Consider the following 11,608-nt stretch of genomic DNA (forward strand, 5'->3'; position numbering starts at 1 on the left):
TTCGTCCATGATGGGAGGTTTTGTGCGTAAATATCTGTTTCTTGCATCTGTTTCATTGTTTTCCTCGACTGCTTTCGCGCAGTCCAAGGAGAGCGAGGATCCTGCGATCGTTCTGGCCGACACGGTCCGGCCGACGGTTACCGTCACTGCAAACGGGCTGGGCACCAATGTCGAGAATACCGGCCAGGCGGTTACCGTGCTCGATCGCGCGGAAATCGTAGCCGTGCAGGGCGCCGATGCGACCCGCGTCCTCGAACGCACGCCCGGGCTGTCGTTCAGTCGCAGCGGCGGCGTCGGCGGTTTCACCGCGGTCAACATCCGCGGAGCCAATGGCGAACAGCTGCTGGTGCTGGTCGACGGCGTGCGCGTGGCCGACCCGGCCGCGCCGGGCGGCGGATTCGATTTCGGCAATCTGCTGCTCGGTACCGCGGGCAAGCTCGACATACTGCGCGGGTCGAACAGCACGATCTGGGGCTCGGACGCCATCGGCGGGGTGATCGACATCTCGACCCGCGGCGAGACCGGCGCCAGCGGCAATGTCGAATATGGCGCACGCGACACGCTCTTCGCCAGCGCGGCGGGCGGGCTGAGCGGCAAGGGCTATTACGCCGGCCTGACCGGCTCGTGGTACCGCACCGACGGCTTCTCGACCGCAGCCTCGGGCAGCGAACCCGACGGGTTCGAGCAGGTCGCGCTCGGCGGCCAGCTATTCGTCGACGTCACCAGCAATCTCGAGGTCTTCGCCCACGCGAACTGGAGCGAGGGCGATCTCGACCTCGACGGCTTCCCGCCGCCGACCTATGCCTTCGCCGACACGCTCGAGACGCAGAAGACGCGTCGCCACTGGGGCGATCTCGGCTTCGCCTTTTACGGCAACGATCTGACGCTGCGCGGCGCCTACAGCCTTTCCGACACCGAGCGCGACAATCGCGACGCGTCCGGGGCGACCACCTTCGCCTCCGACGGCCATTCGCAGCGCGTGAGCCTGCGCGGCGAATACCGCGCGATCGGGCCGGTCACCGTGGCCTTCGGCGCGGAGCAGGAATGGACCGACTATGCAGCGAGCTTCAGCCCCGCGGGCGAAGCCGACATCTTCGGCGCCTATGTCCAGCTGGGCTTCGTCATGGGCCGCGTCGCCGCGCATGTCGGCTCGCGCGTGGACGACCATTCGCTGTTCGGCAGCAACGCCAGCTATGGCGCCGATCTGTCTTATGGCTTCGGCGACGACTGGCGGTTGCGGGCGAGCCTGGGTGAAGGCTTCAAGGCGCCGACGGTGTTCCAGCTGCTGTCGGATTTCGGCAACCCGCTGCTCCAGCCCGAGGAGAGCACCAGTTTCGACCTCGGGCTGGAAAAGGGAACGCGCGGGCGTGGCACGCATCTGGCGCTCACCGCTTTCCGCCGCGACAGCGAGGATTTGATCGGCTTCTTATCGTGCTTCGGTCTGAACGGCGGGATCTGCACCGACCGTCCTTTCGGCACCTATGACAACACCGCGCGCGCGCGGGCGCAGGGGATCGAGGCCGAAGCCGGCTTCGACCTCGCGCCGGGGCTGCGCCTCGCGGGCGTCTACAGCTTCATCGATACCGAGGATCGCACGACGGGCCTCGAGCTTGCGCGCCGGCCGCGCCACACCGCGACGCTCTTCGCCGATTACGAGGCGCCCTTCGGGCTCAAGCTCGGCACCGACCTGCGGCTGGTCGGCGCAAGCTACGACGATGCCGGCAATGCGGTGCGGCTCGATGGTTACGAGGTGCTCGACCTGCGCGCTGCCATGCCACTGTCCGAGGCGATCGAGATCTATGGCCGGATCGAGAATGTCTTCGATGCCGACTACCAGACTGTTGCCGGCTACGCCTCTCCCGGTCGCGGCGCCTTCGTCGGGGTGAGGGCGCGGATGTGAGCCGCCTGCTGCCCGCGCTGGCGCTGCTGCTTGCGGGATGCGGGGGGAGCGAGCCGGCGCGGGTTGCGCAGGGGGATCGGCCGACCATCGTCAGCCTCAATCCCTGCACCGACGCGGTGCTTGCCGAAGTCGCTGGGCCCGGCCAGCTGCTCGCGATCTCGCATTACAGCAAGGATCCGCGTTCCAGCTCGATGGATGCGCGCGACGCGGCGCGCTTCGCCGCGACCGGAGGGACGGTCGAGGAAGTGCTCGCGCTCGATCCCGACGTGGTCGTGGCAGGGAGCTTCCTCGCCCCTGCCACGCGCGCCGCGCTCGAGGACTTCGGGGTCGATGTGGTCACGTTCGACATCGCGCGCGACGTTGCGGCAAGCGAGGCGCAGGTGCGCGAACTCGCGGCACTGGCGGGCGATCCGCAGGCGGGCGAGGCGCTGGTTGCGCGGATCGAACGCGCGCTGCGAGCGACGGCGCCCGGCGCGGCTGAACCGGTCGAGGTGCTGCTGTGGCAGCCCGGCGGGATCGTCGCGGGCGAACAGGAACTGGTGAGCGACCTGCTGCGGCGTACCGGCTTCGCCAATGTCGCGCCTGCGCGCGGGCTGGGGCAGGCCGATTACGTCGCGCTCGAGGAAGTGGTCGCCGCGCCGCCGCGCGTGCTGCTGGTGGCGGGTAGCGAAGCTGGCCAGCGCCATCCCGTGCTCGACCGCCTGCCGCGGATGCGCCGCGAGAGTTTCGACGCCAGCCTGCTCTATTGCGGCGGGCCGACGATCATCCGCGCCGCAGAACGGCTGGCCGAAATTCGGAAGTCCGTGAGTCCCCGCGAAGGCGGGGGCCGCAATCGGCAGGCGCTCCGCCCGACAGACGGAGGCCCCCGCCTGCGCGGTGGATCGGGTTCATGAACCGCGCAATGTGGATCTTCGCCGGCCTGCTCGCACTGGCCTTGCCTCTCTCGCTGCTCGCGGGGCGGGTCTGGCTCGATCCCGCGACCACCCCCAACGCCGCGCTGATCCTCGCCGATTTGCGCCTGCCGCGCGCGCTGCTTGCGGTGATCGTCGGTGCGGGGCTGGGCGCGAGCGGCGCGGCGATGCAGGGCTATCTGCGCAATCCGCTCGCCGATCCCGGCCTGTTTGGAATTGCCCCGGGGGCGGCGCTGGGCGCGGTCGCCGCGCTGTGGTTCGGCTATGCCGCCGCGCCCTTCCTGCTGCCGCTCTTCGCCCTCCTTGGCGCGGGCGGGGCGATGGCGCTGCTCGCTGCGATTGCGGGGCGCACCGGCGGGATCGCGCTGTTCACGCTCGCCGGGCTGATGGTGGCGAGCCTCGCGGGCGCGCTCACCGCGCTGGCGATCAGCCTTGCGCCCAATGCCTTCGCCATGAGCGAGATCGTGATGTGGCTCAACGGCGCGCTGACCGACCGCAGCTGGCGCGAGGTCTGGCTTGCCGCGCCGCTGGTCGCGCTTGGCGTGCTGCTGCTGTGGCGGAGCGGGCGCGCGCTCGACGCGCTCACGCTGGGCGAGCCGGTGGCGCGCTCGCTCGGTGTCGATACCGGGCGCCTGCTGTGGTTGCTCATCGCCGGTGTCGGGCTCACGGTCGGTGCCAGCGTGGCGGTGGCCGGAATCATCGGTTTTGTCGGGCTGATCGTCCCGCATCTCGTCCGTCCCTTGACCGACCGGCGCCCCTCGCAGCTGATCGTGCCCAGCGCGCTTGCCGGCGCGCTGCTGGTGCTCCTCGCCGACAGCGTGGTGCGCGTGCTGCCGCTGGTCACCGAGCTGCGGCTGGGCATCGCGCTCAGCCTGCTCGGTGCGCCCTTCTTCCTGTGGTTGCTGCTGCGGCTGCGCCGGGGGCTCGCATGAGGCTGGCGGCGCATGACCTGTCGATCGCCGAGCGGCTGGCGGGGGTCTCGCTCGCGCTTACCCCCGGTTCGATCACTGCCATCTGCGGCCCCAATGGCGCGGGCAAGTCGACGCTGCTCGAAGCGCTCGCGGGGCTCCTGCCAGCGGATGAGGGCAGCGTTTCACTCGGCGACACAGACCTTCGCTCGCTGCCTGCCAAGGAGCGTGCACGACTTCTCGGATACCTCCCGCAAGCGCATGAAATCGCGTGGGATGTTCCTGTTCGCAGCCTGGTCGAACTCGGCCGGATGCCGCATGACGACCGGCGCGCGGAACCCGTCGATGCCGCGCTCGCCGCGCTCGACATCGCGCATCTCGCGCAGCGCCGCGCGCAGTCGCTCTCGGGGGGCGAGACCGCGCGCGTGCTGCTCGGGCGCGTGCTTGCGGGAGAGCCGCGCTGGATCCTTGCCGACGAGCCGCTCGCCGCGCTCGATATCGCGCACCAGCTCGCGCTGTTGCAGCACCTGCGCAGGGCGGCCGACGCCGGTGCCGGCGTGGTGCTCGTGCTCCACGATCTCGCGCATGCGATGAACCACGCCGATCGCGTGGTGGTGCTCGACGAGGGCCGCGTGGCCGCCGACGGCGCATGCGAAGACGCGCTCGACCACCGGGTGATCGAGCGCGTCTGGAAAGTGCCGGTGCGGTGGATCGGCGAACCGGGCCACCGCGCCCTGGTCAGCGGCTGATTATCCGGTCACATCGGTGCCCGCATCGCCGACTTCGGCCGGACCGTCGTCCGAGACCGCGCTGTCGGCCGCATCGTCGCCGCCGACCAGCCCGCGTGCTTCGAGCATCGGGGTCACGTCGGGCGCGCGCCCGGCGAAGTTCTTGAACATTTCGAAATAGTCCATCGTCCCGCCCTGGCTGAGCACGGTGGCACGGTAATGGTCGCCATTGGCGCGGGTCAGCCCGCCATTGTCGAGGAACCACTTGCGGCTGTCGCGATCGAGCATCTCGGTCCACAGATAGCTGTAATACCCCGCCGAATAGCCGGCCGGGCCGCTGAAGATGTGGTTGAAATAGGTGCTGCGATAGCGCGGCGGCACGAGGTCGATCTCGAGCCCCAGCTCGCCGAGCGCCTTGCGTTCGAAGGCATCGACCTTTTCCGGCGTGTCGATCGCCGCGGCCTCTTCTTCCGACAGCGCCGCCCACTTCATGTCGAGCAGGGCGGCCTCGACCACTTCGCCGAAGTCGTAACCCTGGTTGAATTTCGAGGAGGCCTCGATCTTGTCGATCATGGCGGCCGGGATCGGGGCGCCCGTCTTGTAGTGCTTGGCGTAGTTGGCCAGCACTTCGGGATAGGTGGCCCAGATCTCGTTCACCTGGCTCGGATATTCGACGAAGTCGCGTGCGGTCGCGGTTCCCGAGAGGCTTTCATAGCGCTGGTTGGCGAAGAAGCCGTGCAGCGCGTGGCCGAATTCGTGGAACAGCGTGTTGACGTTGTCGAAGCTGACCAGCTGCGTTTCGCCCGCGGGGGCCTTGGGGATGTTGAGCACGTTGTAGATTACCGGCTTGGTGCCCCACAAATGGCTCTGGTCGACGAAATTGCTCATCCACGCCCCGCCGCGCTTGGATTCGCGCTGGAACGGGTCGAAGTAGAACAGGCCGAGTTCGCTGCCGTCGCGGTCGTAGACGGTGTAGGTCGACACGTCGGGATGATAGACGGGCAGGTCGGTGCGGCGCTTGAAGTTGAGCCCGTAGAGCTTGTTGGCGGCATAGAACACGCCGTCTTCCAGCACCTTGTCGAGCTGGAAGTATTCGGCCACCGCGTCTTCGTCGAGGTCGTAGCGCTCGGCCTTGACCTTGTTGGCATAGCGGTACCAGTCCCACGGCTTGACTTCGTAATCGCCGCCATCGGCCGCGATCGCGGCATTGAGCATGGCCGCCTCGCGCCGCTGCGTGGCGGCAAGCGCAGGCACCATGCGTTCCATGAAGCCCAGCGCGGTGGCGGGTTTTTCGGCCATCCGGTCCCACATCGCATAGCTCGCCCAGTCGGGCTCGCCGAACAGCGCGGCTTTCTCGGCGCGCAGCGCGGCGATCTTCGCCACCAGCGGGCGCGTGTCGATATCGGTGGTGCCGTCGGCGCGATGGTAGCTCGCCTTGAACAGCTTCTCGCGCGCGGCGCGATTGCTCATGCTGGGCAGGAGCGGCTGCTGCGTGGTGTTCTGCAGGGCGATGGCATACTTGCCCGGGAAACCCTTCTCGGTAGCGAGATCGGCGGCCGCCTTGATGTCGGAATCGGACAGGCCGGCGAGCTCTTCGCGCGTATCGAAGATCACCGGCTGGTCGGCCATGGCGTCGCGTGCGGCCTGGCCGAATTCGGTGGTGACTTCGGACAGTTCGGTGTTGATCTGCTTCACGCGCTCGCGTTCGGCCGCGGTCAGCAGCGCGCCCGCATGGACCATGCCGTCATAGGTGTCTTCGAGCAGCTTGGCGTCTTCACGGGTCATCGTCATCGCCGCGCGCTGGTCATAGACCGCCTTCACCCGTGCGAAGAGCGCCGGATTGAGGGCGATCGCGTCGCCATGCGCGGTCAGCTTGGGGCTGACTTCGGTATTGATGTCGTCGAGCTTGTCGTTGGTGTTCGACCCGGTCAGCGCGAAGAAGACGCGCGCCACGCGGCCGAGCATGCGGCCCGATTTCTCGAGCGCGACGATGGTGTTCTCGAAGGTCGGCGGGGCGGGGTTGTTGACGATCGCATCGATCTCCGCCTGGTGGATCGCCATTCCCTTCTCGAACGCCGGGAGATAGGCGTCCTCGGAGATCTTGGTGAAATCGGGTGCGTGGAACGGCAGCACGCTGTCATTAGCGAAATAGGCGACCGCCCAGTCTAGCGACTGGCTGTCCTGCTTGCTCTGGGCCATGGCGGGAGTTCCCACGAATGCGACGAGCGACAGTGCGGTTGCGGCGGTGGTGGCCAAAATGCGGGCCTTCATGCTTTTCCCCTCGAGTTCGTATGGGTGCGCCCGACGGACGCCGGGCGCAGGAATGCGATAATGGATGCGCGCTTGGACCGCTTCGCACGGCTAGGCAAGCGCGTGCATGTCGCCGGTCGGCGCAAGGGTGACGTTAGTCGAACGGGAGCGGGTCGCCCTGGTTCCGCTCGGCCTGCTCGCGCGCGGCCTCGAGGGCTTCGTCGAGCGCCTGCCGGTTGACCGTCATCAGCCGGGGCCGGCCACCGTTTTCGTCGACTACAAGCCACAGCGCGCCGAGTTCGAAATAGCCGCCCTGGTCCTTCGCCACGCTCATCCGCGACAGGTCGAGCCCCTGCAGCAGCGCCAGCATGGCGGGGTCGAAGATCTCGTCGAATACGGCATCGACCTCGGCGCGGTCTTTTATCTCGCGGCGTTCGCCCTGCGCGTCGATATAGAGCAACGGCAGGCCGAGCTGCTCGAGCAGCCGCGCCTTGTTGCCGCTCTTCGCCGCTTCGCGCAGCGCCCGGATTGCGGCATCGAACTGGCTGGCGCTGGTTCCGGTGGCACAGGAAATCGCCCCGCCATCGACGAAATCGTGGTCGCGGTCGAAGCGCGCGTCGCGTTCCTTCTGGTTCGACCACACCAGCAGCAGGCAATCGTCCGGCTGCGGTTCCGCGATTTCGGGCGTGTCGGAAGTTCGCTCTGTCGCAGCCTCGTCGGCGGGTGCGCAGCCGGTGATCAGGGCAGCGAAGCAGGCAGTGAGGGCGAGAGACGTGCGGGTCATGGTGCGGGTTCGAGCGAATAGCGCAGGACGGGTTCGTAAAGCGAGCCCTCGGGACGCAAGGTGCTTTCATAGAGGATATAGGAATCGACCGGCCAGGGTCCCAGCCGCAATGCTGCGGTCTGCGCGAGAAACGGGCCGAGCGGGCCCGATGCGCGGTTGAGCCGCGCCAGCGTGACATGCGGATGGTATTTGCACGGCGCGGGTTCGAGCCCGGCAGCGATGCACTGCCTCTCGACGCGCTGCTGCAGCCGGGCGAGGGCCGACGAGGCCGCCACGCCCGCCCACAGCGTATGCGCGCGCCCCTTGCGTTCGAAGATCCCCGTTCCCTCGATCGCCAGGTCGAAGGCGGGGGTGGCGGCGGCGCGCAGCCTCTCGGCAAGCTCGTCGGCGGTGTGGCTGTCGACCTCGCCGATGTAGCGCAGCGTCAGGTGCAACTGGTCCTCGTCCTGCCAGCGGGCATCATCGATCCCCTCCATCAGGTCGATCAGCGCGTCGCGGATCGGGGCGGGTGGGCGAATGCCGACGAAAAGGCGGTGGGACATGGTCGGTGGGGCGCCGTTCTTCGGCGCATGGCTGGAGTATCAGGCGGCCTCGCGGCAAACCCGGTTGCGGCCGTCGCGTTTCGCCTGATAGAGCGCGTGATCCGCGCGATGCAAGGCATCGCAGACCTGCTCGCCGCGATACATCGGCGAAATGCCGATCGAGGCCGTGCCCAGCTTAGGCGGCAGGCCGAGACCGATGGCGATGCTGCTCATCGCCAGATGCAGCTGCGCTGCGATCCGGTCGGCCTCCTGCTCGTCCGAAACGGCGAGGAAAACGGCGAATTCCTCGCCGCCCAGGCGCGCGGCGAAATGGCTCTCCCCCTGCGCCTTTGCCACGAAATCGCCGAGCACTTGCGCCACGCCGATCAGCACCCGGTCGCCCGTCTCATGGCCGAAGCGATCGTTGACCTGCTTGAAATTGTCGAGATCGATCAACAGCATGTGGTGTTTGTCGCCCGGCGCGTCGAGGTGCATCTGCCGCTCGAACAACGCGCGGCGGTTGAACAGGCCGGTAAGCGGATCGTGCTCGGCGAAGAATTCGGCCCGTGCGAGCGCTTCCTCGAGCTCCTCGGACAGGCGCTGGTTCTCGACCAGCGTATCGGCTGCGTCGAGCCGCTGGCGCGCGCTACCGATGCAGAAGGTGCCGATCCCCGTGGCAATGAAGGTGAGGCCGCCGATCAGCCACACCGCGGTGTTCCACGGCGTAAAGGCCGCCGCGACGAGGAAGGTCACCACGAAACCGCCGGCGAAGGGCAGGGCGATACGCGTGATCGCCGCAGAGTTGGTCAGGATCAGCGCGACCCCGATGAACACGCCCGTGGTCACGATGTAGGAGGCCGGGTGGAGATAGGGTTGCATGAATACCGGAATGATCAGGCTGGCCCAGCTGGCTCCCCCGAAGGCCGCCATCACCCCTGCAAGGCGCAGGGGCACCGGTGTACCGGCGCTGGCCCGCATCCGCTTGCGAATCCTGTCGTACAGCAGCGCGTTGCACAGGATCGCGATCAGGCGCAGCAGCAGCGGCACGAGGAAATCGCGCGCGTTGGGCAACCACTGTGCGGCCGCCACGATCAGGACCGTTCCCACCACATTGGCGATGATAGTCCGGCGTTCGAGCTCGGCGCTCGACTCCATGAGCACGCGCAGGCGCTCGCGGCGCCACTGGTGATCTTCCGTTTCGTCCGTTCCAGCTTCGGACATAGCTTACCCCTTGAGATGCTCTCGCAACCCATAGACCGGGATAGGTAAAGAGGGAGTAAGCTCGCTCCGATCAGGCGGAAGTGTCGGCGTTGCTCGTGCGCGGGTCGTCATAGACCGCGCGCGAGAAAATGCGTTCGCGCCGGTCGCTACGGTGCAGCAGGCCGCGGGCGAACTGGCCGCCGGCATGCGTGTAGTTGAGCTCGGCCGCGATCGCCTCGTAGTCGCCTTGGGCGATCGCCGCGTTGAGACGCGGGCTTTCGCTCCGGGCGACATTGCCGAAGCCGACATTGTAGACGAGGTCGAGCAGCGCATCGAATTCGTGCTGGTGCAGCGGCAAGTCGCCCACCAGCCGCCGCACGCCCCGTTCGGCCTCCGCCAGATCGGCCGCGAGGAATTCGAGCATCTGCTTCTCGCTCACGCGGTCGCCCACCTCGAGGTCGTCCTCGGGCCGGACCAGGTGGCCCACCCCCACGGTCTTGTATCCGGCGACATCGCGATAGACCGTGTAGCGCACGCCTTCTTCCTCGATCAGTGCCTGTTTGAAGGCATCGCTGGCCTTGAGCAACGCGGCGGGCTTGCGTGCGCCCTCTACCTCGTCGACGACCAGCTGGGCGGCGTTTTCGGTACCCGGCTTGCGCGCCTTTGGCGGACCGGTGAAGGCCGTGAGGCCGAGTGCGCCCGCACCGAGCATGAGCGTGGCGCGCCTGCGGGCGGAAAGTTTCGGGCGCACACCGAAGGCCTTTGCCGCGGCCTTGCGCGCGCGGCGAAGCTCGCGCCGGTGGCGCCGCTCGCGCCCGATCCGGGCGATGATGCCGGGCGAGCTTTCGTCGCTTGCCCGTTGCGGTTCGTCCGACCACTCGACATCGTCGAGCGGACGATCGAGGTCGGCGAGAATGCAGCGAAGCGCATCGCTCGAAATGTCTGTGCGCGCCGGGGCCCGGCGTGACTTGTCGGGCTGGTTCCCTGTCCGCGCGGGATCCGTGGCCATGGGCCGGGTTCCTTTCGTCGGATAATCGGGTCGCCGGACCGGCGCCGCGGCGTTGCGAAAGCGAATTCGCACGCGCGGCGCGGGGGGCGGGTTTCATGGGGACAACGGTCGACCGGGGCAGATCGGTCCCCGCTTCGTCGCTGCAGGGCCACGTCCGGGCGGCAGCGCCTGCCCGCTCAGGCGGCGCGGCGAACCCGGTTTCGACCGTGATCCTTGGCCTGGTAGCAGGCGCCGTCGGCGCGCTGCAGCGCATCGTCGAGACCTTCGCCGAAGCGCCATCCGGTCAGCCCGAGCGAGGCCGAAATGGCGATCTCGGGGTGGTCGGGAAAAAGCTCGCCGAGCTCGGAAATCTGCGCTCGGAGCTGTTCGGCGGCGTCGATCATCTCCGCGTCGTCCATACCGCGCGCGAGAACGAGGAATTCCTCGCCGCCGAGGCGGAAGGCCTGGTGCGTGCCGTCTTCGCCGAGCGTGCGACACCAATCGCGGATGGCGTTGGCGGCGGCGATCAGCACGCGATCGCCCACGGCGTGGCCATAGGTATCGTTGATCGCCTTGAAGCGGTCGAGGTCGATGGTCAGGAGGTGCCGGGCAAGCCCGCTGCTGTCGAGCCGCGTTTCCTCGAACAGCTTGCGACGGTTGAACAAGCCGGTCAGCGGATCGCGCCAACTGAGGAATTCGGCATGCGCCAGGGCGTCGGCAAGGTCTTCGGACAACTGCCGGTTCTCGACCAGGATCCGCGCCGAACTGCGCATGTGATGCCCGGCCGAAGCACTGTAGATTCGAATTCCGAGAATCAGCAGTGTGAGAACGCCGATCATGACGGGGTCGCCGCCCCCCGGATGGAACAGGACCAGCGCGCAGGCCGTCGCCCAGAAGGTTGTCAGCATCGCGTCGACCGATCCAGGCAGCGCCGCCAGGGTAACCGCGATCAGCGTGACCGCGACGACCACCACCAGCTGGATCATGCGCACCGCGCCGAGCGGGCTGTCGGGCGGCTGCGGCCACAGCATGAGCGCCAGTGTGATCCCCGTCAGCGACATGGCGCAGAGCAGGACCCGGCGTGAATTCCTGAGCGGAAGGCGTGCGCGCACCCGGTCCTCGAGCATCGAAGCCGCCCTGCGGGTGAACAGGAAAGATGCCAGCCGGAGCACCAGCAGTGCAGCCATGAAGCTCGCATCGGGCAGCATCGCCACCGCCACCGCCATCAGGCCGATTGCAATCAGGCTCGAGGTCAGCGAGCGCCGCTCGCGTTCGAGCATGGCGATGACCGCCTCGCGTTCGACCTCGTAGGAGTCGACCGGGACGCGCGAGAACACGCCGACAGAATCGTCGTCGGATTGCTTGGCGATCTGCACCTTCTGGCGTCCCTTAAGTCCCTCTCCCTACGGGCAACTACC

10 protein-coding genes are annotated in these 11,608 nt (G+C 67.7%); 4 read left to right on the forward strand and 6 right to left on the reverse strand.

Annotation, left to right across the window (positions count from 1 at the left end; translation table 11 throughout):
- Nucleotides 1-55 precede the first annotated feature (55 nt).
- The 4 genes from ACEQZ0_RS13365 to ACEQZ0_RS13380 are packed head-to-tail and all read left to right on the forward strand — an operon-like array spanning nt 56 to nt 4,468.
- The gene (locus tag ACEQZ0_RS13365; RefSeq protein ID WP_370191484.1) at nt 56-1,900 is read left to right on the forward strand and encodes a TonB-dependent receptor plug domain-containing protein; all 1,845 of its coding nucleotides are present in this window, start codon (nt 56-58) and stop codon (nt 1,898-1,900) included.
- Nucleotides 1,897-2,793 (forward strand): ABC transporter substrate-binding protein, encoded by an 897-nt coding sequence (locus ACEQZ0_RS13370; protein WP_370191486.1) that lies wholly within the window; start codon nt 1,897-1,899, stop codon nt 2,791-2,793. Before ACEQZ0_RS13365 ends, ACEQZ0_RS13370 begins: the two co-directional genes overlap by 4 nt.
- The gene (locus tag ACEQZ0_RS13375; RefSeq protein ID WP_370191487.1) at nt 2,790-3,743 is read left to right on the forward strand and encodes a FecCD family ABC transporter permease; all 954 of its coding nucleotides are present in this window, start codon (nt 2,790-2,792) and stop codon (nt 3,741-3,743) included. Before ACEQZ0_RS13370 ends, ACEQZ0_RS13375 begins: the two co-directional genes overlap by 4 nt.
- Complete coding sequence (locus ACEQZ0_RS13380) at nt 3,740-4,468, forward strand: ABC transporter ATP-binding protein (protein ID WP_370191489.1); 729 nt, start codon at nt 3,740-3,742, stop codon at nt 4,466-4,468. Before ACEQZ0_RS13375 ends, ACEQZ0_RS13380 begins: the two co-directional genes overlap by 4 nt.
- Here ACEQZ0_RS13380 and ACEQZ0_RS13385 read toward each other — a convergent pair whose 3' ends face one another.
- The 6 genes from ACEQZ0_RS13385 to ACEQZ0_RS13410 all read right to left on the reverse strand — a co-directional run bounded on the left by ACEQZ0_RS13385 (nt 4,469) and on the right by ACEQZ0_RS13410 (nt 11,566).
- Nucleotides 4,469-6,718: a M3 family metallopeptidase gene (locus ACEQZ0_RS13385; RefSeq protein ID WP_370191490.1), complete on the reverse strand. Its 2,250-nt coding sequence runs from the start codon at nt 6,716-6,718 to the stop codon at nt 4,469-4,471.
- A 133-nt stretch (nt 6,719-6,851) separates the two neighbouring features.
- Nucleotides 6,852-7,481 (reverse strand): hypothetical protein, encoded by a 630-nt coding sequence (locus ACEQZ0_RS13390; RefSeq protein WP_370191492.1) that lies wholly within the window; start codon nt 7,479-7,481, stop codon nt 6,852-6,854.
- The gene (thpR, locus tag ACEQZ0_RS13395) at nt 7,478-8,023 is read right to left on the reverse strand and encodes an RNA 2',3'-cyclic phosphodiesterase (RefSeq protein ID WP_370191493.1); all 546 of its coding nucleotides are present in this window, start codon (nt 8,021-8,023) and stop codon (nt 7,478-7,480) included. The genes ACEQZ0_RS13390 and thpR overlap by 4 nt, the downstream gene beginning before the upstream one ends.
- 39 nt (nt 8,024-8,062) lie before the next feature.
- On the reverse strand, nt 8,063-9,223 hold the full coding sequence (locus ACEQZ0_RS13400) for a diguanylate cyclase domain-containing protein (protein WP_370191495.1): 1,161 nt from the start codon (nt 9,221-9,223) through the stop codon (nt 8,063-8,065).
- A gap of 70 nt (nt 9,224-9,293) precedes the next feature.
- Entirely contained in the window at nt 9,294-10,211 is a 918-nt protein-coding gene (locus ACEQZ0_RS13405; protein ID WP_370191496.1) for a lysozyme, read from the reverse strand.
- Nucleotides 10,212-10,387: 176 nt separating this feature from the next.
- Nucleotides 10,388-11,566 (reverse strand): diguanylate cyclase domain-containing protein, encoded by a 1,179-nt coding sequence (locus ACEQZ0_RS13410; protein WP_370191497.1) that lies wholly within the window; start codon nt 11,564-11,566, stop codon nt 10,388-10,390.
- Nucleotides 11,567-11,608 lie beyond the last annotated feature (42 nt).

The organism is Qipengyuania sp., from assembly GCF_964227205.1.
Taxonomy (GTDB): domain Bacteria; phylum Pseudomonadota; class Alphaproteobacteria; order Sphingomonadales; family Sphingomonadaceae; genus Qipengyuania.

Excerpts from the sequence above, each read along its gene's own strand:
- ACEQZ0_RS13375 (WP_370191487.1), top strand. The coding sequence starts at position 2,790 with ATGAACCGCGCAATGTGGATCTTCGCCGGCCTGCTCGCACTGGCCTTG.
- thpR (WP_370191493.1), bottom strand. The coding sequence starts at position 8,023 with ATGTCCCACCGCCTTTTCGTCGGCATTCGCCCACCCGCCCCGATCCGC.
- ACEQZ0_RS13390 (WP_370191492.1), bottom strand. The coding sequence starts at position 7,481 with ATGACCCGCACGTCTCTCGCCCTCACTGCCTGCTTCGCTGCCCTGATC.
- ACEQZ0_RS13400 (WP_370191495.1), bottom strand. The coding sequence starts at position 9,223 with ATGTCCGAAGCTGGAACGGACGAAACGGAAGATCACCAGTGGCGCCGC.
- ACEQZ0_RS13380 (WP_370191489.1), top strand. The coding sequence starts at position 3,740 with ATGAGGCTGGCGGCGCATGACCTGTCGATCGCCGAGCGGCTGGCGGGG.
- ACEQZ0_RS13405 (WP_370191496.1), bottom strand. The coding sequence starts at position 10,211 with ATGGCCACGGATCCCGCGCGGACAGGGAACCAGCCCGACAAGTCACGC.
- ACEQZ0_RS13385 (WP_370191490.1), bottom strand. The coding sequence starts at position 6,718 with ATGAAGGCCCGCATTTTGGCCACCACCGCCGCAACCGCACTGTCGCTC.